The 21481-nt window shown below is 67.7% G+C and carries 18 protein-coding genes; 6 read left to right on the top strand and 12 right to left on the bottom strand.

Going from position 1 to position 21481, the window contains the following annotated elements:
* Positions 1-22: 22 nt before the first annotated feature.
* Positions 23-1048 (bottom strand): LacI family DNA-binding transcriptional regulator, encoded by a 1026-nt coding sequence (locus QF046_RS13125; RefSeq protein ID WP_307370515.1) that lies wholly within the window; start codon positions 1046-1048, stop codon positions 23-25.
* Positions 1049-1143: 95 nt separating this feature from the next.
* On the opposite strand from QF046_RS13125, the gene QF046_RS13120 reads away from it, so the two are divergent.
* The 5 genes from QF046_RS13120 to QF046_RS13100 all read left to right on the top strand — a co-directional run bounded on the left by QF046_RS13120 (position 1144) and on the right by QF046_RS13100 (position 8362).
* Complete coding sequence (locus QF046_RS13120; protein ID WP_307370513.1) at positions 1144-4134, top strand: glycoside hydrolase family 38 C-terminal domain-containing protein; 2991 nt, start codon at positions 1144-1146, stop codon at positions 4132-4134.
* A gap of 164 nt (positions 4135-4298) precedes the next feature.
* On the top strand, positions 4299-5795 hold the full coding sequence (gene putP, locus QF046_RS13115; RefSeq protein WP_307372841.1) for a sodium/proline symporter PutP: 1497 nt from the start codon (positions 4299-4301) through the stop codon (positions 5793-5795).
* A gap of 87 nt (positions 5796-5882) precedes the next feature.
* Positions 5883-6476 (top strand): carboxymuconolactone decarboxylase family protein, encoded by a 594-nt coding sequence (locus QF046_RS13110; protein WP_307370511.1) that lies wholly within the window; start codon positions 5883-5885, stop codon positions 6474-6476.
* Complete coding sequence (locus tag QF046_RS13105) at positions 6473-7369, top strand: RNA polymerase sigma-70 factor (protein WP_307370509.1); 897 nt, start codon at positions 6473-6475, stop codon at positions 7367-7369. The genes QF046_RS13110 and QF046_RS13105 overlap by 4 nt, the downstream gene beginning before the upstream one ends.
* Positions 7370-7510: 141 nt before the next feature.
* Positions 7511-8362 carry an SMP-30/gluconolactonase/LRE family protein gene (locus QF046_RS13100; RefSeq protein WP_307370506.1) on the top strand — a complete coding sequence of 284 codons (852 nt, stop codon included), beginning with the start codon at positions 7511-7513 and terminating at the stop codon, positions 8360-8362.
* 2 nt (positions 8363-8364) lie between these two features.
* Here the strand turns inward: QF046_RS13100 and QF046_RS13095 are convergent, their stop codons facing one another.
* The 9 genes from QF046_RS13095 to QF046_RS13055 are packed head-to-tail and all read right to left on the bottom strand — an operon-like array spanning position 8365 to position 17608.
* Positions 8365-9159: an SDR family NAD(P)-dependent oxidoreductase gene (locus QF046_RS13095; RefSeq protein ID WP_307370503.1), complete on the bottom strand. Its 795-nt coding sequence runs from the start codon at positions 9157-9159 to the stop codon at positions 8365-8367.
* A 25-nt stretch (positions 9160-9184) separates the two neighbouring features.
* Complete coding sequence (locus QF046_RS13090) at positions 9185-10915, bottom strand: IlvD/Edd family dehydratase (RefSeq protein WP_307370501.1); 1731 nt, start codon at positions 10913-10915, stop codon at positions 9185-9187.
* The gene (locus QF046_RS13085; protein WP_307370499.1) at positions 10905-12224 is read right to left on the bottom strand and encodes an endo-1,4-beta-xylanase; all 1320 of its coding nucleotides are present in this window, start codon (positions 12222-12224) and stop codon (positions 10905-10907) included. Before QF046_RS13085 ends, QF046_RS13090 begins: the two co-directional genes overlap by 11 nt.
* Complete coding sequence (locus QF046_RS13080; RefSeq protein WP_307370497.1) at positions 12221-12589, bottom strand: tautomerase family protein; 369 nt, start codon at positions 12587-12589, stop codon at positions 12221-12223. The genes QF046_RS13085 and QF046_RS13080 overlap by 4 nt, the downstream gene beginning before the upstream one ends.
* Positions 12589-13662 carry a Gfo/Idh/MocA family oxidoreductase gene (locus QF046_RS13075; RefSeq protein ID WP_307370495.1) on the bottom strand — a complete coding sequence of 358 codons (1074 nt, stop codon included), beginning with the start codon at positions 13660-13662 and terminating at the stop codon, positions 12589-12591. Before QF046_RS13075 ends, QF046_RS13080 begins: the two co-directional genes overlap by 1 nt.
* Before the next feature lie 42 nt (positions 13663-13704).
* A complete protein-coding gene (locus QF046_RS13070; RefSeq protein ID WP_307370493.1) occupies positions 13705-14454 on the bottom strand; it encodes an SDR family NAD(P)-dependent oxidoreductase in 750 nt (249 codons plus the stop codon).
* Positions 14451-15239 carry a carbohydrate ABC transporter permease gene (locus tag QF046_RS13065; RefSeq protein ID WP_307370492.1) on the bottom strand — a complete coding sequence of 263 codons (789 nt, stop codon included), beginning with the start codon at positions 15237-15239 and terminating at the stop codon, positions 14451-14453. Before QF046_RS13065 ends, QF046_RS13070 begins: the two co-directional genes overlap by 4 nt.
* Positions 15239-16192 (bottom strand): carbohydrate ABC transporter permease, encoded by a 954-nt coding sequence (locus QF046_RS13060; protein WP_307370490.1) that lies wholly within the window; start codon positions 16190-16192, stop codon positions 15239-15241. Before QF046_RS13060 ends, QF046_RS13065 begins: the two co-directional genes overlap by 1 nt.
* A 57-nt stretch (positions 16193-16249) precedes the next feature.
* Entirely contained in the window at positions 16250-17608 is a 1359-nt protein-coding gene (locus tag QF046_RS13055; protein WP_307370488.1) for an ABC transporter substrate-binding protein, read from the bottom strand.
* Between the two features lie 159 nt (positions 17609-17767).
* Here QF046_RS13055 and QF046_RS13050 point away from each other — a divergent pair, with 159 nt between their 5' ends.
* A complete protein-coding gene (locus QF046_RS13050) occupies positions 17768-18769 on the top strand; it encodes a LacI family DNA-binding transcriptional regulator (RefSeq protein ID WP_307370487.1) in 1002 nt (333 codons plus the stop codon).
* A 173-nt stretch (positions 18770-18942) separates the two neighbouring features.
* Here QF046_RS13050 and QF046_RS13045 read toward each other — a convergent pair whose 3' ends face one another.
* A complete protein-coding gene (locus tag QF046_RS13045) occupies positions 18943-20328 on the bottom strand; it encodes a glycine--tRNA ligase (protein WP_307372839.1) in 1386 nt (461 codons plus the stop codon).
* A 74-nt stretch (positions 20329-20402) separates the two neighbouring features.
* Positions 20403-21368 (bottom strand): helix-turn-helix domain-containing protein, encoded by a 966-nt coding sequence (locus QF046_RS13040; protein WP_307370485.1) that lies wholly within the window; start codon positions 21366-21368, stop codon positions 20403-20405.
* Positions 21369-21481 lie beyond the last annotated feature (113 nt).

Raw genomic sequence — 21481 nt, 5'->3', positions numbered from 1 at the left:
ACACCGTCGTCTGAGACAGGGCTCAGGCCGGCGGCGGTGCTGTGCTCTCGCGCACGGTGAGGTGCGGGCGCGGACCGGTGCGGTCGGGCAGCCGCTCCTCGCTCGCGATCACGTCGAGCAGGTACTCGGCCGCCTTCTCGCCGAAGCCGAACGTGTCGCGGGTGAGGCACGTGATCGAGGGATGCATGAGGCCGGTCACGACGGAATCGTCGAAGGACGCCAGCGACAACTGCGTGGGCACGGCGACGCCCATCTCCTGCGAGACGCGCAGTCCCGCGATGGCCATGACGTCGTTGTCGAACACGATCGCGGTGGGTCGATCCTGCCGGCTCAGCAGCGTGCGCATCGTGGTCGCAACCTCGGTCGGCGAGTAGTCCGTGATGATGGTCTCGCCGGTGACGCCGCGCTCGGCGAGTCCGGCGAGCACCTCCGAGCGCAGCCGCACGTGCTCGAACTCGGCGGGTCCCGACAGGTAGACGATGTGCCGGTGTCCGAGGCCCACGAGGTAGTCGAAGACCGTGTGCGCCGCCTGCGCGTCGTCCAGCCAGATCGTGGCGGAGTCGTCCGGCCCCGAGGGGCTGCCGCCGAGCACGATGCCGGGCAGTGCGAGCGAGCGCAGCAGCGCTGGTCGAGGGTCGTCGACGCGCGGGTCCAGCATCAGCACGCCGTCGACCTGGTTGGAACGCCGCCAGCGCCGGTAGGTGTCGACCTCCTCGCCGATGTCGGGCACGACGACCAGCTGCAGTCCGATGCGGTGCTGCGCGAGTGAGGACTGGACGCCGGCGATCAGGTCGGTGAAGAACGCCTCGGTGCCGAGTGTGCGCGCCGGGCGATTTACGGCGAAGCCGACCACCCCCGCTCGGGAGCCGACCAGGGCGCGCGCCGTGGAGCTGGGGCGCCATTCGTGCTGGTCCGCGATGGCGAGGATGCGCTGCCTGGTCTCCTCGCTGACGCCGGGACGCCCGTTGAGCGCGAAGGACACCGCTCCGGGCGACACTCCGGCCAGTCGCGCGATGTCCGCGATGGTGACACGCTTGGACCGTGGCATAGACTCACCGTACTAGATCGTTTTAGTTGGGACCGGCCCATCGGGCCCGCACCGGCCCGATCGCCCCCATTCTCCCATCGCGAAGGAGCGCCACCGTGCACGAAGAGACCTCGCTCACCGTCGGCCGCGTGAACCGCGTCCTCACCGAGCGCATCCGCCCCGCCATCCACTCCTCCCGGGTGCCGCTGGAGATCGCCGCGCATGTCCTCCCCGGCGAGCCGATCGCCCCCGCCGACGGCCTCGCCCTGGACTACGAGCCGTTCGCCGCGGGCAGCATGTGGGGCCCCGCCTGGGGCACCACATGGTTCCGCCTGCGCGGCGAGGTCCCGGCCGATTGGGCGGGCAAGCGCGTCGAGGCGATCATCGACCTCGGCTTCGACATCAACATGCCCGGGTTCCAGTGCGAGGCGCTCGCGTACCGTCCGGACGGGACGCCGCTGAAGAGCATCAACCCGCGCAATCAGTGGGTCGCGATCGAGGCCGAGGCGGGTCAGGCCGTCGCGTTCTATCTCGAGGGCGCCTCCAACCCGGTGCTGCTGGATTACCACCCCTTCCTGCCGACGCAGGAGGGCGACATCCGCACCTCCTCGCCCGAGCCGCTCTACCGGGTGCGCCACATGGACCTCGCGATCTTCGAGACAGAGGTGTTCGAGCTCGCCCTCGACCTCGAGGTGCTGATCGAGCTGCAGGCCGAGCTGCCCGAGACCTCGCCGCGGCGCATGCGCATCCTGCAGGCCCTCGACGACGCGCTCGACGACCTCGACCTGCAACACATCGTCGAGACCGCGCCGGCTGCCCGCGCGCAGCTGACCGACGTGCTGGCTTCCCCCGCGGATGCCAGCGCGCACCGCGTCGCCGCGATCGGTCACGCGCACATCGACTCGGCCTGGCTGTGGCCGCTGCGCGAGACGATCCGCAAGGTCGCCCGCACCACGTCGTCGATGACCACGCTGATCGACGAGGAGCCCGACTTCCTCTACGGCATGTCCAGCGCGCAGCAGTACGCGTGGATCAAGGAGCACCGCCCCGAGGTCTTCGCACGGGTGAAGGATGCCGTGGCCGCCGGCCGCTTCCTGCCCCTGGGCGGCATGTGGGTCGAGTCCGACACGGTCATGCCCACCGGTGAATCGCTGGTGCGCCAGTTCTCGCACGGTCAGCGCTTCTTCGAACGCGAGTTCGGCATCCGCTCGAAGGGCGTCTGGCTGCCCGACAGCTTCGGGTACTCCCCCGCCCTGCCGCAGCTGATGCGCCGGGCCGGGTTCGAGTGGTTCTTCACGCAGAAGATCTCCTGGAACCAGCGCAACGTCTTCCCGCACCACAGCTTCCTGTGGGAGGGCATCGACGGCTCGCGCATGTTCACGCACTTCCCGCCGATGGACACCTACAACTCGCAGCTGTCCGGCTCGGAGGTCGCGAAGGCCAGCCGCCAGTTCAAGGAGAACCGCAAGGCGACCATGTCGATCGCCCCGGTCGGCTGGGGCGACGGCGGTGGCGGCACCACCCGCGAGATGACCGGCAAGGCATCGCGCATGGCGTCGCTCGAGGGTGCCGCGCAGGTCGAGTGGAAGCATCCGGATGCCTTCTTCGACGATGCCAAGGCGGAGCTGACCGACCCGGCTGTCTGGGTCGGCGAGCTGTACCTCGAGCTGCACCGCGGCACGCTCACCAGCCAGCACGCCACCAAGGCGCTGCACCGCTGGGCCGAACAGGCGCTCATCCAGGCCGAACTGTGGGCGGCTACGGCATCCGTGCAGTTGGGCACCCCGTACCCGTACGAGGAGCTCGACCGGCTGTGGCAGCTCGTGCTGCTGCACGAGTTCCACGACATACTCCCCGGCACGTCGATCGCGTGGGTGCACCGCGAGGCCGTCGAGGTGCTCTCGGATGTGCTGTCGGATGCCGATGACCTGGCCTCCGCCGCGCGGAAGGCGCTGGCCGGCGAGGGCGATCGCGCACTCGTCTTCACCCCGACCTCGGTCGGCGGCGGGCGGGCCCTCGGCGCGGCCGAGGTCGTGTCTAATCCGGCATCCGCCTCCCTCACCGAAACCGCCGATGGCTTCGTCCTCTCCAACGATCTCGTCTCCGTCACGATCTCCGCGGAGGGCCTGATCACCTCGGCGGTGGACCTGGCATCCGGTCGCGAGACGATCCCCGCGGGCAGGCCCGCGAACCTGTTCCAGCTGCACCAGGACTTCCCCAACATGTGGGACGCGTGGGACATCGACCGCTACTACCGCAACCGGGTCGACGACCTCACCGCGGCGTCGTCGATCACGGCATCCGTCGAGGGCGGTGTCGCGACGGTGGTCGTCGAGCGCGCCTTCTCGGAGTCGCGCCTGACGCAGACGATCGTGCTCGCGCCCGGTTCGCGGACGGTTCTGCTGCGCAATGACATCGACTGGCACGAGACCGAGAAGCTGCTCAAGCTCGCCTTCCCGCTCGACCTGTTCGCCCGCGAGACGCTCGCCGAGACGCAGTTCGGCTTCCAGCGCCGTGTCACGCACGTGAACACCAGTTGGGAGGCGGCGAAGTTCGAGACCTCGATGCACCGGTTCGTGCTGGCGCAGGAGGACGACGGCTTCGGCGTCGCGCTCGTGAACGACTCGATCTACGGCTACGACACCACACGCGATGCGGACGGCGACGACGTCACGACCACCATCCGGCTGTCGCTGCTGCGCGCTCCGCGCTTCCCCGACCCCGACACCGACCACGGCCGGCACGAGATCGAGGTCGGCCTGGTGATCGGAGCGGATGCCGAGATCGCGACCGCCGAGGGCATCCGCCTGAACGCCCTGCCGAGCGTAGTGCGCGGCGCGAACGAGGTCGAGCCGCTGGTGTCGGTCACCGGCACGGGCATCGTCGTCTCGTCGGTGAAGCTGGCCGACGACCGCTCGGGCGACGTGATCGTGCGCGTGTACGAGTCGCTCGGCCGGCGCACGCGCGGTGCGCTCGATGTGAGCTTCGCACACACCGGCATCCGCGAGATCTCGCTGATCGAGGATGAACTGGAGCCGGCACGCACCGGTGGAGAGCTGTCGCTGCACCCCTTCGAGGTCCGCACGCTGCGCATCGCGCGGGGCTGAGCACGCCGACTCATCGGTTCTGCCTGAGGGTATCGTTCGCCATCACTCGCTTTACATCCACGTCGATTCAGTGAACGCTGAAAGGACTGCGAGAACGCCGGCGCCCGGCGATTCGATCATCACCACCGTCGGCGCTCGTCTCCGAACGACAGGAAGGGACGATGATGTCCGACCAGTTCTGGCTCTACATCGCGCTCGGCATCTATTTCGCCGCGATGCTGTACATCGGCTACAGCGCTTACAAGAAGACCAGCGGCCACGAGGACTACATGCTCGGCGGTCGAGATCTGCCCGCGTGGGTGGCGGCGCTGAGCGCCGGCGCGTCGGACATGTCCGGCTGGCTCATCATGGGCCTGCCCGGTGCGATCTACCTGACCGGACTCATCGAGGCCTGGATCGCGATCGGGTTGACGATCGGCGCCTATCTGAACTGGCTCGTCGTCGCGCCCCGACTGCGCGCGTACACGCAGACCTCGGAGAACTCGATCACAATCCCGAGCTTCTTCGAGAACCGCACCAAGGACAAGACTCGCCTGCTGCGCGTCGTCTCGGCGATCATCATCCTCGTCTTCTTCACGCTGTACGTGTCGTCCGGGATGGTCGCGGGCGGCAAGTTCTTCGTCAGCTCGTTCGACGGCGGGAACTACATCGTCGGCATGCTGCTCGTGACAGCCGTGACGCTCAGCTACACCCTGTTCGGCGGATTCCTCGGAGCATCGCTGACCGACGTCGTGCAGGGGATCATGCTGTGCGTCGCCGTGCTCGTCGTCCCGGTGGCGGCCGTCATCGCCGTCGGCGGCTGGGGCGAGGCCGTCTCCCTGATCAGCACGGTGAATCCCACCCAGTTCGACTTCTTCGGCGGCACCGGACTCACCTCGGTGACCCTGATCGGCATCCTCTCCGGGCTGGCATGGGGACTGGGCTACTTCGGCCAGCCGCACATCATCGTCCGCTTCATGGCTCTGCGCACGCCGCAGGCGGCCAAGACCGCCCGTCGCATCGGCGTCGGCTGGCAGGTGCTGTCCCTGACGGGAGCGGTCTTCGCCGGTCTCATCGGCGTCGCCTTCATCCAGAAGGAGGGCATCAGCCTCGCCGACCCCGAGCTGGTTCTGCTGACGATGGCGCAGACCCTGCTGCATCCGCTGCTCGCCGGACTCGTTCTCGCCGCGGTGCTGGCTGCCATCATGAGCACCTTCTCCAGCCAGCTGATCGTGTGCTCTTCGGCGCTGGTCGAGGATCTCTACAAGGTGCTCAAGAAGACGCCTCCCTCGGAGAAGCGTCTCGTGCTGCTGGGACGGCTGTGCGTGCTCGGCGTGGCGATCATCGCCATGCTGCTCGCGATCAACCCCAACGACACGGTGCTCGGGCTGGTCAGCTTCGCATGGGCGGGATTCGGCGCCGCGTTCGGCCCGATCGTGCTGCTGAGCCTGTACTGGCGCAAGCTGACGAACTGGGGCGCGCTGGCCGGCATGGTCGTCGGCACGGTGACCGTGTTCGCCTGGGGCGCGCTCGAGGGCGGCTGGTTCGAGCTGTACGAGCTGCTGCCCGGGTTCGTGCTGGCATTGATCGCCGCGGTCGTGGTGAGCCTGGCGACGTACAAGCCCAACGCCGACATCGACCGCGAGTTCACCGAGACGGGGACACTGGTGGTCCTGAAGTAGCTGCTCCCGGGCTGCTGTCACATCCCGACTGCGGGTGGTGTCTCATGTCGAAGGCACGAGACACGTGCCGTCGAAGGAGAACTGATCATGGAGCGCACGCGCATCCCCACGACACCGGTGACCGGACTGTACGGCGCGGTCGTGAAGGCAGCCGCGAAGAAGATGCTCGGCAAGGTGCCGGATTCTCTCGGCGTGATGTGGCAGCACCGGCCGGTGATGATGGACATGATGAAGTTCGGCGGACGGGTCGAGAAGTGGCGCGAGCTGGACAAGGGTCTCGGCACTCTCGCCACCATGGCGTGCGCCGCGACGGTGGGTTGCAGCTTCTGCCTCGACCTGCACTACTTCATGTCCCGCGACCACGGGCTCGACGAGGAGAAGGCCCGCGAGGTGCCGATCTGGCGCGAGTCCACCCGGTTCACGCCCCTCGAGCGGCGGGTGATGGAGTACGCCGAGGCGATGAGCCAGACGCCGCCGACCGTCACCGATGAGCTCTCCGACGCCCTGCTCGCAGAGCTCGGCGCTCCGGCATTGCTGGAGCTCGCGGCGAAGGTCGGCTTCCTGAACGCCACCGCCCGCACGAACGTCGCCCTCGGCATCCGATCCGACGGACTGGCGGATGCCTGTGGGCTGGCGCCTCTGGCGACCCGGACGTCCGGCGGCGTAGCGTCACAGTCATGAGCAGCACGGCGGATCCGGCATTCGACGACCCGTTCATCGTCCACCGCGGCCTGCTGTTCACGGTCGCGTACGAGATCCTCGGCACGGCGGCGGATGCCGAGGACGTGCTGCAGGAGTCCTGGCTGCGCTGGACGGGCGTCGATCAGTCGACCGTGCGGGAGCCGCGCGCCTACCTGGTGCGGATCGTCACGCGGCAGTCGCTGAACCACCTGCGTGCGGTCTCGCGCCGGCGTGAGGACTACGTCGGTCCGTGGCTGCCCGAGCCGTTGATGACCTCTCCGGATGTCGCCGACGACGTGGTGCTCGCCGAGAGCGTGTCGCTCGCGATGCTCACCGTCCTGGAGACGCTCACTCCCGTGGAGCGCGCCGTCTTCGTGCTGCGCGAAGTGTTCGACGTGCCGTTCGATGAGATCGCGGATGCCGTCGACAAGACGTCTGCGGCGGTGCGGCAGATCGCGCATCGCGCGCGTGACCATGTGGCCGCCCGCCGGCCTCGGATGGAGGTGGATGCGTCGGAGCATGATCGCGTCGTGCGGCGCTTCGTCGCGGCGCTGGACTCGGGCGACATGCAGGCGCTCATGGACGTCCTCGCGCCCGACGTCGTCTCGGTGACCGACAGCGGCGGCCTCGTGCGCGGCGCGGCGCGGGTGCCGCTGGTCGGCGCGGAGCGGGTGGTGGCGTTCCTGCGCGGCAGCATCGCGAAGCTCGACGTCGACTACCGCGTGCAGCCGATCGTCGCCAACGGCCGGCTCGCGGCGCGCATCGAGGTCGGAGGCGCACTGATGGCGGTCGTAAGCTTCACCGTCGCAGACGGCCGCATCTCGCGGGTCTTCTCCACCGCGAACCCGCAGAAGCTCGAGGCGCTCGGGACGGAGCATCCGCTGGTGCGCTGAGGCATTCCGGGGTCCAAGGACGGCTCGGCGATCAGGAGCACGATGCGCGCAGCCGGCCGTCGCGCTGGGTAGGGTTGGACACAACAGATTAGTTCCATCTGGCAACATTTGTGGGTGGCGGAACTCTCAGGGGAGCTCTTCATGAAGGCGGAACTGGTCAGCATCGACACGGACGGCGTGTTCCACGGCGAGGGTGGGTTCTGGGATTCGCGTGCCGAGCGCATCCGGTTCGTCGACCTGCTCCGCGGTGACATCATGACCTGGGAACGCGAGTCGCTCTCTCGGCATCACGTGTCCGACGTCGCCGCAGTGATCCGCTCGCGAAGGCAGGGCGGCCATGTCATCGCCACCGAGCGCGGCTTCGCCCTCGTCGATGATGATTTCTCCCCTGTCCAAGAGATAGCCGTGTTCGATGCAACCGACGTGCGCATGAACGAGGGCGGTTGCGATGCCTCGGGACGGTTCTTCTGCGGAAGCATGGCCTACGACGGGCGCGCCGGAGGCGGTCGGCTCTACCGCCTCGATCCTGATCTCTCGCTGCACGTCGCGCTCGAGTCCGTGACGATCCCCAACGGACTCGTGTGGGATGCCGCTGGAACGACGGCGTTCCATGCCGACACTGCCGAGGGCCGCATCTGGGCGTACGAGTACGACCCGACTTCCGGCGCGTTCGGCGAACGCCGCTCGTTCGTGGCGTTCGACGGCGACCAGGGGATGCCCGATGGCGTGAGCATCGACACCGAGGACGGCCTCTGGGTGGCCATGTGGGGTGGCGGCGCCGTGCGCCGCTACGACGTCGGCGGAGCGCTGGATGCCGTCGTAGAGGTGCCTGCGGTGAACGTGACCTCGTGCGCGTTCGGCGGGCCGGAGAGTCGCACGCTGTACATCACGACGTCACGTCAGCATCTCGAGACGCCCGAGCAGCACGCGGGTGGGCTCTTCGCCGTGGATCCCGGGGCCACCGGCGCCGTTGTCCACGAGTTCGCCGGCTGAGCTCACATCCAGCCGCCGTCGACGATCCACCGCTGCCCGGTGCACAGCCGTGAATCGTCCGCGGCGAGCCAGAGCACCAGCCGGGCGACGTCGTCGGGCCCGAGCTTCTCGGCGAGCGCCTGACTCGACTCGATGAGTGTCTCCGCTTCCGGGGTGACCCAGTCCCGCAGCTGGCGCTCGGTCATGATCCAGCCGGGGATGACGCAGTTCACCCGGATGCGATCCGGACCGAGCTCCCTGGCGAGTATGCGGGTGAGGCCCTCGATCCCCGCCTTCGCAGTCACGTAGCCCGCGAGGTCGCGGAGATCGATGTGGGCGCTGATCGAGCCCATGTTCACGACGGAGCCGCCCGCTGCGCGCATCCAGGGTGCGACCGCTTGAGTGGTGAAGAAATGGTGCCGGACGTTGACGTTGATCTGCTCGTCCCAGCGCTCCACGTCGAGCTGATCGAAGGGGATGCGATCGTCGCGGGCGGCGTTGTTGACGAGGATGTCGATCCGTCCGAACTCCTCGCCGACGGCCTGCACAGCCGCCTGCACCTGGGCGATGTCGCGCATGTCGCAGCGCAGGAATCGGACGGACGGATGCTCGTCCGCGGCATCCGCGGTATCTTCGGGCTCCGCGAGATCGAGGCACGCCACGGTGGCGCCCTGCGATGCCAGCTGCCGCACGACCTCGCCGCCGATTCCGGACGCCCCTCCGGTGACCAGAGCGACCTTGCCGTGAAGGCTCGGGTAGGTGGCGAAGCCGCCCACGGACGGTGCCGTCTCTGCGTGACGAAGCGGGATGGCGCTCATGGGGTGTCCTCTCGAACGGTGGGCCTCAGTGGGATTCGCGCAGTACGGCGGCGCCGCTCGCCCCGACGAGGAAGTCGAGGTCCGCGCCGGTGTCGGCCTGGTTGACGTGCGACACGTAGATCTGCTCCCACCCACGACGCGGAGCGGCAAGCTGATCGGTGAACGCCGCCGGAGGCACGCGCGCATCCAATTCCTCCTGCGGCACCAGCAGCGAGAGCCGACGTGCGGGTACGTCGAGCTCGATGAGGTCGCCGTCGCGGACGAGGGCGAGCGGTCCACCCGCCGCGGCCTCCGGCGCGACATGCAGCACCACCGTGCCGTACGCGGTTCCGCTCATTCGGCCGTCGCAGATGCGCACCATGTCGCGGACGCCCTGCTCGAGGAGCTTCTTCGGCAGCGGCATGTTCGCCACCTCCGGCATGCCGGGGTAGCCGCGGGGTCCGCAGCCGCGGAGCACGAGCACCGATGACTCGTCGACGTCGAGATCGGGCGAGTCGATGCGGGCGTGCATGTCCTCCACCGAGTCGAAGACCACCGCGCGGCCGCGATGGGTGAGCAGTGCCGGGGTGGCCGCTGCCGGTTTGACGATCGCGCCGTCGGGTGCGAGGTTCCCGCGGACGACGGCGAGCCCGGCATCCTCCTGCAGGGGCGCGTCCGGAGTGCGGATGACGTCGGCGTCCCACACCGTTCCCGAGATCGTGTCCACGAGCGTCCGCCCGGTGACGGTGATCGCCTCCGGCTCCAGCCGATCGCGGATCTGCTCGAGCACGGCGTGCAGACCGCCTGCGCGGAAGAGGTCCTCCATGAGGTAGCGCCCTGCCGGCTGCAGATTAACCAGCAAGGGCACATCCCTGCCGATCCGGTCGAAGTCGTCGAGCGTGAGATCCACCCCGACCCGCCCGGCGATCGCCAGCAGATGGACCACCGCGTTGGTGGATCCCCCGATCGCCGACAGCGTGAGGATCGCGTTGTGGAACGCCTCCTTCGTCATGATCTGGTCGGGGGTGCGGCCGGCGCGCACGAGTTCGACCGCGAGAGCTCCAGTCTCATGCGCCTTCTGCAGCAAGCGGCTGTCGGATGCCGGGATCCCGGCGACGCCGGGCAGTGTCATCCCGAGCGCCTCGGTGACGCACGCCATCGTCGACGCCGTCCCCATGGTGTTGCAGGTGCCTCGGCTGCGGATCATCGCCGACTCCGATTCCCGGAAGATGCCGTCGTCGAGTCGTCCTGCCCGCACCTCCTCGCTGAGCTTCCAGACATCGGTGCCGCATCCCAGTGCCTCACCCCGGAACGATCCGTTGAGCATGGGTCCGCCGGGGATCACCACTGCGGGGATGCCCACCGAGGCTGCCGCCATGAGAAGCGCGGGGATGGTCTTGTCGCACGCGCCGAGGAGCACGACGCCGTCGACCGGGTTCGCGCGAAGCAGTTCTTCCGCTGTCATCGCGATCATGTTCCGCCACAGCATGGCGGTCGTGCGCACCGTGGTCTCGCCCAGCGACGGGATCGGGAGGTTGTACGGGATGCCCCCGGCCTCGTAGACGCCGTACTTCACGCTCTGCGCCACCTCGTCAAGGTGGCTATTGCACGGCGCGAGATCGGATGCGGTGTTCGCGATGGCGATGTTCGGCCGCCCGTCGAACGCATGGTCGGGGATGCCGCGACGCATCCACGCCCGGTGTAGATAGCCGTTGCGGTCTTCGCCGCCGTACCATTCGGCGCTGCGCATCTGCCGCCCGATGTTCTCAGCGGCCATCGCGCGACTCCCCCGCACCGCCGATCATGCCGCCGACCGTCACCGCGGCACGGCCTCCGCCGCGCGGCACGGTGAACCCGGCATCCGACTCGCCCTGCCGCACACGGTACTCACCCGCGAAGCCGCGCACCCGCACGACGCCGTCGGCGTCAGTGCGCAGGGATCGCGCCTCGTGCCACCACTCGCCGCGAATCAGCCCGTGCAGCGCCTCGTAGCTCGGCTTCAGCGATCCGTCCGCGCGGATGAGTCCGCCCGGCGCCCCCAGCCACGAACCGGCGTCGGTGATCCCCCAGTAGGTGAGCGACTCCACCGCGGGGTGCGACATGACCGTGCGATAGTGCCGCACGATCTCGTCAGCCTGCCGCTCCTCCCCCTCGGGCGTGGACGGCCACGAATCGACGACGTAGTCGTTGAGGTCCGTGATGTGCCGGGGCATGATGTCCCCGGACAGCAGCGTGGTCTCGGTGAGTTGGATGGGCAGGCCGAAGCGGGAGAACCGTTCGATCGTCTCGAAGATCTCCTCCTCGCCGCGGAAGCCCTTGTGCATGTGCGTCTGCAGCCCGAGTGCGTCGATGCGGATGCCGGCGTCGAGGCACTCCTCGATGAGGTGCTCGTACGCCTCCGAGAGGTCGAAGTCGTTCAGGACCAGTTTGACGTTCGGATTCGCCGCACGCGCGGTCTCGAAGGCGAGCCGCACCATGTCCACCCTGCTGCGGGTCTGGGCGAGCCGGGTGACGGCGTTCTCCTCCGCGGTGAAGACCGGAAGGATCACCGTCTCGTTGATGGCATCCCAGTGGTCGATGAGCCCCGCGAACTCGGAGACCTCGCGCGTGACGCGCCCGCGGAGGCGGTGCTCGACCGCGTCGTCCTCGAGTTCGAGCAGCCACGTCGGGGCAAGGGTGTGCCAGACCAGCGGATGCCCCTTGACGTCGACCCCATGTGCGGCGAAATACTCGGACGTCGCGCGAAGGCGGGTCAGATCGACCGCGTCCGGCTGAGGCTCGTACCCACGCCAGTAGAACGGCAACGTGACCATGTTGAACAGATCGAGCCACCGCGGCAGGATGCCCTCGGCATGCGCCGGTTCGGCCCCGCCGAAGAACCGGGCGGCGTCCGCATTCGGTTCGGCCGGGACACCCCCGAGCAGGCCGACGAAGTCGAACCCGATGTTGCCGAACCCGAACGCGTGCTTCGTCTGCTCGACCTCGACCTCGGCACCGGCAAGAGGACTCCCGTCAACCGTGGTGAGACGCAGCTCGAAGGTCTCGAACCGGTGGGCGAGGTCGCCGGCGACGCGGGGCACGGTCATCGCGCACCCCGCGCGCCCGGGTACCAGTCTTCGAGAAGGTTCTCCGTGATCACCACGAAGACGTCATCAGGGCGCACCCCCTCGGCCTCCAGGCGACGGGCGACGGCGTCGAACATCTTCGATTTGGTCTCCTTGTCGTACATGCTCACCATCTGCACGCGGATGTACACGACCTCGCGGCGCTCGCCGCCCAGATAGTTCGGATCGGCGATGATGTGCCCCGCCGGCAGGGGGTGGATGACCTGGAAGCGATCGGCCGCATCCATGCCGAGCCCCTCCACCAGCCCCTCGTGGATCGCATCGGCGTACTTGCGCCGAGTCTCCGCCGAGATGGATTCGGACACTTCGATTGTGACGAGTGGCATCAGGCCCAGGCCTCCTTCATGACGTGCACGTCCCTGCCGGTGCGTGCGGATTCTTCGATTGCCAGACCCAGTAGGTGGTCCTGGCATGCTTCAGCGAGCGAGTAGGCCTCGGGGCCTTCGTCGCGCGCCCACGCCCCCGCCTCGACGAGCATCGCCGCCACGGCGATGTCGTCCTCGGAGAAGCGCGTGCCCACCCACTCGTTGCGGTACACGACCGCTCCGTCGAAGGCGATGGTCCTGAGGTCGTTGCCCTCGAGGTTCATGTCGATCCCGGTCCGGCGGTACGACAGCGGCGAGGTCACCGGAGCACCGTCGACGAGACGGGTGACCGCGTCGTCGACGATCTCGCCATGACTGCCGCGGATGACGATGCGGCGCGACAGCAGCGGGTTCCACCACTGATTGTCGACGAAGTCGTACAGCCCCATCCGGCCTTCACCGAAGTCGAGCGTCGCGATGGTGTTGCGTCGGGGCTCCGGCTGCGCGTCCTCACGCCACCCGTCGAAGACGAGCGGGTCGACGAGCGGAGCCGTGAACTGGCGGGCATTGACGACGGCCTCGGACATCCCCGCTCCGAGCATCGAGCGCATCAGCGACGTCGCGTGATAGAGGTGCGTCGATGCGACCTGCACTGCGGTCGGGGCGCCGATGACCCCGCGGTCGATGACGGACTTCCGCGCGGCATGGCCGGGCATGAGCATGTACTGCTCGGCGACCTGGACGAGACCGCTGGATCCGATCCTGTCCCACAGTTCGCGCAGGCCGTCTGCCGTCGGCGCCGGCGGTGTCTCGGCCAGCACGCGCGTTCCCGAAACGACGAGCTGCTCGATCACACCGGGCATCGCCGGCCAGGAGACCGCCGCGATGACGAAGTCCGGGCGCAGTGCGACCGCATCGTCCAGGGCGCGGAATACCGGGATCCGCCACTCCGCGGCCATCGCTTCCGCAGCGGCATCCGAGTTGGTGACGACGGCCACCGCCTCCAGCCGCTCCGGGGCCATGGCAGCGAGTCGGAGGTAGAACTTCGATCGCCAACCGCTGCCGACGACGGCGAATTTCACTGGGCTTGTCATTCGTTCTTCGTTGCCTTTCTTGAATTCAGCGGTGCCGAGGTCTCAGACCTGGCTCATCCCGCCATCGACCACGATCTCGGCGCCGGCGACGAAGCTCGACTCCTCGCTCGCGAGGAATGTCACGACCGCTGCCACCTCATCCGCGCGTCCGACGCGCCCCACCGGGATCTGCGCGATGATGCGGTCCCGGAACTCCGTCGACCCTCCGGTGAACTGATCGAACCCGTCGGTGTCCGTCGGTCCGGGACTGACGGCATTCGCACGGATGCGCCGATCCTGCAGTTCGGCGGTGACCGTCCGCGCGAGGGAGCGCACGGCTGCCTTCGTCGCGTTGTACACCGCGTGGCCAGGGCCTCCGTTGTGGCCGGCGATCGATGACACCAGCACGATGCGACCGCCGTCGCTCATCAGGGGGATGATGGTGCGGAGGGTGAAGAACCCGCCGCGGAAGTTGAGATCGGCGACGGTGTCGAAGTCCCCCGACGTCGTGTCGACGATGCGCGTCGACGCGATGTCGCGGCCCGCGTTGACGACGAGCACGTCGACGGCGCGCCTGTCGTCGCGGAGCCACTCCTCGATGGCTCGGTCCTCGAGATCGGCGGCATCCGAGATCACCACGTGGGCCTGCGGGCCGAGGTGGCGGGCCGCGGCATCCGCCCGCTCCGCGCTGGTGCCCGTGACGACCACGGTGGCGCCTTCCGCGATGAATCGCTCGGCGATGGCGAGCCCGATGCCCGCCGTGCCGGCGGTGATGACGGCCAGCTGTCCCTGCAGAAGTCGGCGCGGACTCATTTCAGTGCTCCAGCCGCCAGGCCCCGTTCGAAGCTGCGTTGCAGCAGCAGATACGCGACGATGATCGGAAGCGCCGTGATGACGGCGGAGGCGAGAACCCCTGTCTGGTCGTTCGTGTACTGGCTGATGAAGAACGTCGGCAGCAGCGTCACCACCTGCTTCTGCGGGTCCAGCAGCATGAGCAGCGGCAGCAGGTAGGCGTTCCATGCGTTGATCAGGGTCAGCACCACGATCGCCCCGGCGATCGGCCGCGTCAGCGGCAGCACGATGTGCAAGAACACCTGCACGATGTTCGCGCCGTCGACGCGACCGGCCTCGAGCAGCTCAGACGGCAGCGCCTCGAAGAAGCCCCGGGCGAGCAGAATCGTGAACGGCACCTGCAGAGCGGTGAGCGGCAGGATCACTGCGATCAGCTGGTTGTACATGTCGAAGGTCGACGCCGTGACGAACAGCGGGGTCAGCAGTACGGCCTCCGGCATCGTGAGCGCGACGAGGATCAGCCAGAAGTAGACCTCCTTGCCGGCGATGCGGAGCTTCGCGAATCCGAAGGCGGCCAGCATCGTGCACACGTACACGAGCGCGATGGACACCGCCGAGACGATGGCGCTGTTGAGGAAGTACAACGGCACGACCCCGGTGTCGAACACCTTCTTGTAGTTGCCGAGGCCCTGGCCTGCCAGCGAACCCGACACCATCGCCACCAGCGGCAGCAGGTAGGGCACGGCGATGACGGTCGCGAGGGCTTGAATGCCGAATCGGCCGAATCGAGAACGGATATCGAACATCAGACTCCTCGCTCACGTCGAGAACGCAGGCGGGTGAGCACGCCGCCGCCGATGGCCAGGACGAGCAGGGCGACGGAGAGCGCGGCCGCGTACCCGAAGTGCTTCTCCTGCACCATCTCCTGGTAGATGTACGTGCCGAGGAACTCGGTCGCGTGATTGGGCCCGCCCTTGGTCACGAGATAGGGAACGTCGAACGTCTTGAGCGCACCGATGATGCCGAGGGTGGCGAGGGCGATCGTCGTGCCGCTGCACATCGGCCAGACGATCGACACGAGAGTGCGGATGCTGCCGGCGCCGTCCAGACGGGCGGCCTCGAGCACCTCGCTGTCGATCTGGCTCATGGCCGCGAAGAAGAGGATGAAGGTGAGCCCCGTCCACTGCCACACCGTGATCAGCATGATCACCGGCATCGCAGTCGCTTCGTTCGCGAGCCAGGGCGATGCGAGCGACCCGAGCCCGATCGCGTGCAGGACATCGTTGAACTGTCCGTGAGCATCGAATATCGAGCGGAAGACCGGCGCCATCGTCGCCGGAGCCAGCACGGTCGGCACGAAGATGATCACTTTGTACACGGCCTTGAGCTTCAGACGCGAGTGCATGATCGCCGCGAAGGTGAAGCCGATGACGGTCTGCACCGTGAAGGTGACGACGAAGAAGATCAGTGTGTGACCCAGCGCGTTCCAGAACACCGGGTCGCCGAACATCCTCGCGAAGTTCTTCCCTCCCTCGAACTCCGAAGGGCTGAGGATGAAGCCGTTCCACGAGCGCAGCGAGACGAACCCGGTGTAGCCGATGGAGAAGTAGATCATTCCGAGGACGAGCACGAGTGCGGGCAGGATCCACAGGATCCCTCCGCTGCCCTGGTTCCGTGTCCTGCGGAGCGTGCGCGGCGATCGTGATCGGCCCGTCACGATCGCCTCGGTGTCGGGGGCGAGTGTCATGGTGAGCTCCATTCAGTTCCTCCTTGGGGCGCGATGACCGCGCCCCCAAGGAGGAGGAGAGGTTGACTGTCAGTTCCCGTCGAGCGCGTCCTGGAGGGTCTTCTGCGCCTCCTCGACGGACATGGACCCGGTAGCGACTCCCTTGAGCACGTCTTCGAACCCAGCGTCGGGGTTGATCGTCGCGTAGCGCGGCTGGGTCGACGCGCCCGCCTGGTCGGAGTAGTCCATCAGGAGCTGCCTCTGGACCTCGGTGTTCACGAGCTCGATGCCGTCCCACTCCGGCTGCACCCCGGAGAGTGCGGGGATGTCGTTGAGCGTGTTGGCGACGGCCTGCTGGCCGGCCTCCGAAGTCGTCAGCCAGAGGACGAACGTCTTCGCCGCTGCCTGCTGATCAGACTGGGTGTTCACCGCGAGACCGTAGTCGGCATCGCCGAACATGTTGCCCACGTCGCCTGTTCCTGCCATGTCGGGGAAGGGCACGGGGACCATGGTGAACGGCTCAGGGTTCGATACTCCCGCCGCTTCCATCGCGCCGACCATGATGTCGCGCACGGTGTACTGGGTGTACCAGGAGCCCATCATGATCATCGCGTACTGCTGCTTCATGAACGCGTTGTTGGCATCCGGATACTGCTGAAGCCCGACGGCGCCTTCCTGCATGATGCCGTCATCGAACAGGGACTTCCAGATCTTCAGCCCCTCGGCGAACTCGGAATCCGTGTACTTGCGCTTCCCGAGCGAGGCGTCGACGTACGCGCCCGGGGCGACGTTCTCCATGATCGCCTCGAAGGTGTCCTGGTTGAAGCCGTTCTGGCCGGCTCCCTGGATGAAGCATCCCTCTCCCGCAGCGGTCAGGGTCTTGCAGACTGACAGCCACTCATCCCTGGTCGTCGGTGCGGTCAGGCCGTACTTGTCGAAGATGTCCTTGTTGATCCACAGACCGCCCGAGTAGACCGCGCCGGCCGACAGTGCGGCGAGCTTGCCGTCGACCGTGAGGCCGTCGACGCCCGATGCGGCGAGCTTGTCCTTCCAGCCCTCGCCGAGCGAGTCCTGCACGGCATCGGTGAGATCGATCGCGCCCGCCGAGAAGATGCCGACGCCGCCGTTGGCGGAGCCGGGTGCGAGGTTGAAGACGTCCGGGCCGTCCTTGGACGTGATCGCCGGACCGATCAGCGAGTCGTACGCGTCGATCGGCTTCGACACGAACTCGACCTTGATATCCGGGTACTCCTCGTTGAACTTCGCGATCAACGAGTCGGCCACCGGCTTGTCAGGGGTCCACCCCCACCAGACGATGTTGCCTTTGCTGGCGGTCGACGAGTCCTCGACGGCAGCGCCGCCGACGCTCGAGCAAGCCGCCAGCGTCACCATTCCTGCAGCGAGGAGCACAGCAATGGCGCCTCGTCGCGCTGACATCCACTTCGACATCCGGGTTCCTTTCGCCCACTTCATTGACAGGCTTGCGATGCAGATCGCAACTTTCGGTTAAGTTCTATCAGACTTGCACGTAAACTTGCAACGTAATTTTCACGTAACGTATCGCTAGAATCATGGGAGCGCGTCAGCGCCGAGGGAGGACGTCACAGGATGAACGACAGGAGCACGCTCGCCGACATCGCTGCGGCGGCAGATGTATCTGTCGCGACGGTGTCGCGCGTCCTCAACGGCCGGAAGGGCATCTCCTCGGTCAAGCGCGACGCGATCGAGCGCCTGCTCGACGAGCGCGGCTATGAACGCCGCCACCGCACCCGTCGTGAGACCGGCGTGATCGACTTCGTCATCCGCGGCTTGGAGACGCAGTGGGCGATGAAGCTCCTGCGCGGAGCGCAACTGGAGGCGACGCGCGCCGGAGTCGACCTGGTGGTCACGACCACGAGTCAGCGCCCTCCGGGCGCGCCCGACTGGGTGAGCCATATGACCAAGCGCGGCACCGACGGAGTCGTCCTCGTCGTGTCGACATTGCCTCAGGAGGCGAAGGAGCTGTTCGCGAAGCTCGACGTCCCCGTCGTGATGATCGACCCCCTCGGCGTCGACACCGACTCGTTCCCCAACGTCTCTGCAACCGATTGGGAGGCGGGCCGCGACGCGACCGAGCACCTGCTCTCACTGGGGCACCGGCGCATCGGATTCATCACCGGCCCGATCGATCAGACCTGCCACCAGGACCGCCTGGACGGCTACTACTCCGCGCTCGGCCGAGCCGGCGTCTCCAGCGATCCCAGTCTGGTCCGCGAGGGCGACTCCCTCGTCGCCGGCGGCGCACTGCGAGGCGGCGAGCTGCTCGACCTGGCGGAGCGCCCGACGGCGATCATCAGCAGTTCGGACGAGCAGGCCTACGGGGTGTACCAGGCGGCCCGCGCCCGCGGTCTGGCGATTCCGGATGATCTCTCGGTCGTGGGATTCGATGACGTGGAACTGTGCCAGTGGGTGACACCGCAACTGACCACGATGCGTCAGCCTCTGGAGGGCATGGCCACCGAAGCGACCCGGATGGCGATCGCCATGTCGCGAGATCAGGGCGTCGCGAACTCGCGGGTTCAGCTCGCTTCCGACCTCGTCATCCGAGAATCCACCGCACCGCCGCGGTGAGGTCGTGCATCACGACCGAGACCGACCGCGCCATTCGAACAGGCCGAGCACTGCGCAACCGTCACGCCAGTCCCAGAACGCCCCCGCCCCTGCTGAACGACTCCGCCCCTGCTGATTCACGTGAATCAGCAGGGGCGGGGTAGCTATGCAGGGGCGAGGACTCCCCCTGCGGCTCAGGCGCCGCGCAGGCGCTCGGCCAGGTATGCCTCGAGCTCCGCGACGGGCACGCGCTCCTGGCTCATGGTGTCGCGGTCGCGCACGGTCACGGCGTTGTCGTCGAGCGAGTCGAAGTCCACGGTGACGCAGAACGGGGTGCCGACCTCGTCCTGGCGGCGGTAGCGGCGGCCGATGGCGCCGGCGTCGTCGAAGTCGATCGCCCAGCGGCCGCGCAGGGAGTCGGCGACCTCTCGCGCCAGCGGCGAGAGGCGCTCGTTGCGCGACAGCGGCAGCACGGCCACCTTGATGGGAGCCAGGCGCGGGTCGAGCTTGAGCACGGTGCGGGTGTCGGTGCCGCCCTTGGCGTTCGGCACCTCCTCCTCGACGTACGCGTCGACGAGGAAGGCCATCATCGAGCGGGTCAGACCGAACGAGGGCTCGATCACGTACGGCGTGTAGCGCTCACCGGATGCCTGATCGAAGTAGGTCAGCGACGATCCGGACGCCTCGCTGTGGCTGGACAGGTCGTAGTCGGTGCGGTTGGCGACGCCCATCAGCTCGCCCCACTCCTTGCCCGGGAAGCCGAAGCGGTACTCGAAGTCGATCGTGCCGGCCGAGTAGTGCGCGCGCTCGTCCTCGGGCACGTCGAAGCGGCGCATGTTGTCGGTGTCGATGCCCAGGTCCTCGAACCAGGCCCAGCAGGCCTCGACCCAGTGGTCGAACCACTCCTGCGCCTCGGCGGGCGGCACGAAGAACTCGATCTCCATCTGCTCGAACTCGCGCGTGCGGAAGATGAAGTTTCCGGGCGTGATCTCGTTGCGGAACGCCTTGCCGACCTGGCCGATGCCGAACGGCGGCTTCTTGCGCGAGGCGGTGAGCACGTTCGAGAAGTTCACGAAGATGCCCTGCGCGGTCTCGGGGCGCAGGAAGTACAGGCCCGACTCGTCATCGACGACGCCGAGGTAGGTCTTCACCAGGCCGGAGAACGCCTTGGGCTCGGTGTACTGGCCCTTGTTGCCGCAGTTCGGGCAGGGGATCTCGGCGAGGCCGGTCTCGGCCTTGCGACCCTTGCGGGCCTCGAAGTCCTCGATGAGGTTGTCGGCGCGGAAGCGCTTGTGGCAGCTGAGGCACTCCACCAGCGGGTCGGTGAAGGTGGCGACGTGGCCGGAGGCCTCCCAGACGCGCTTGGGGAGGATGATCGACGAGTCCAGGCCGACCATGTCGCCCCGGCCGCGCACGAAGGTCTGCCACCACTGCCGGCGGATGTTCTCCTTCAGCTCGGTGCCGAGGGGGCCGTAGTCCCATGCGGAACGCGAACCGCCGTAGATCTCACCCGCTTGGAACACGAACCCGCGGTGGCGGGCGAGGGCGATGACCTTGTCAAGACGGGACTGTTCGGCCACGGTGGCTCCAATGGTCGCATGCTGCGGGGAATGGCCCGTGATCACGGGCATACCCATTCTATCCGTGGGGCGCGTCATACCCAGCCGAGGCGGACGGCGCCGGCCCCCAACTGCAATCGTGTCGACACTCCGGCATGATCCATCAGCTCCGCGACACGACGTTGCACGGTGCGCACGGAGATCCCGAGCTGCGCCGCGGCCGCGCTGTCGGTCATCCCGAGCAGCAGCAGCTTCAGCAGGGCATGGTCCACGCCTTGCTCCACTTCCCTGCTCTCCATCGCCTCGTCGACGAGTGTCGTGGCCATTCGCCAGTACTGCTCGAACATGGCCGTCACCAGATCCAGCAGGCCGCTCGGATGCACCAGGAGCGCGCCGGTGACGTTCCCCTCGTTACGCGAGTACGTGGGCAGCAGAGCCAGCTCACCGTCCACGAGGAACAGTCGGGTGGGCAGCGTCGGAAGCACACGGACCTCCTCCCCGTACGCGTAGGCCTCGCGGGCGGCGTCGAGGAATCCTGGACGCTCCAGCACGTCCGCCTCGACGACCACCCGGTACTCGACGCCGCGGGCGAGCGCCCTGCCCTCTTCCGTGTTGGCGGCGGAGTCCATCAGCGCCACATCGCTCAGCACGAAGACGTCCACGCGTTCGGCCGCGGCGGCCTGCAGCTGACCGATGCGCTGGCGCACGGCATCCGCCCCCCGAACGACGTCGACGACGTCGGGCGCGTGACGCAACGCCGCCCCTTCGCGGTACAGGTCACTCAACTCGCTCAGCGCGCCGTGCGCTTGCGCGAGCCGTCGCTCGCGCTCGGCGAGCAGCGGGCGCAGTGCGAGTGCGGGTGGCGAGGCGACGAGCAGGTCGGGGTCGGATGCGCGTCGCGCGGCGAGCCCGCGCCGCTCCAGCGCATCGAGGATCACCTCCACCCGCTCGACGGCCACCTGCGAGCGTTCGGCCAGTTCGGCGGCGCCGGCCGAAGACAGGGTGAGCAGAGCGCGGTAGACAGAGAGGTGCTCCTCGTCCAGATCGATTTCGTCGAGCATTCTGTTTCCTGCCTCCTGCGGCGGGATCGCGGGCGACCCGTGGCGGATCACAGCCATGGCGTCACTCCGCCACCACGTTACCCGCTTCGTCGTGGGAGCTTGGGGATACCTCA

It is taken from the genome of Microbacterium sp. W4I4, from assembly GCF_030816235.1.
Lineage (GTDB): Bacteria > Actinomycetota > Actinomycetes > Actinomycetales > Microbacteriaceae > Microbacterium.
The sequence above is the reverse complement of the archived record's forward strand: the minus strand, read 5'-3'. Positions and strand labels throughout refer to the sequence as shown.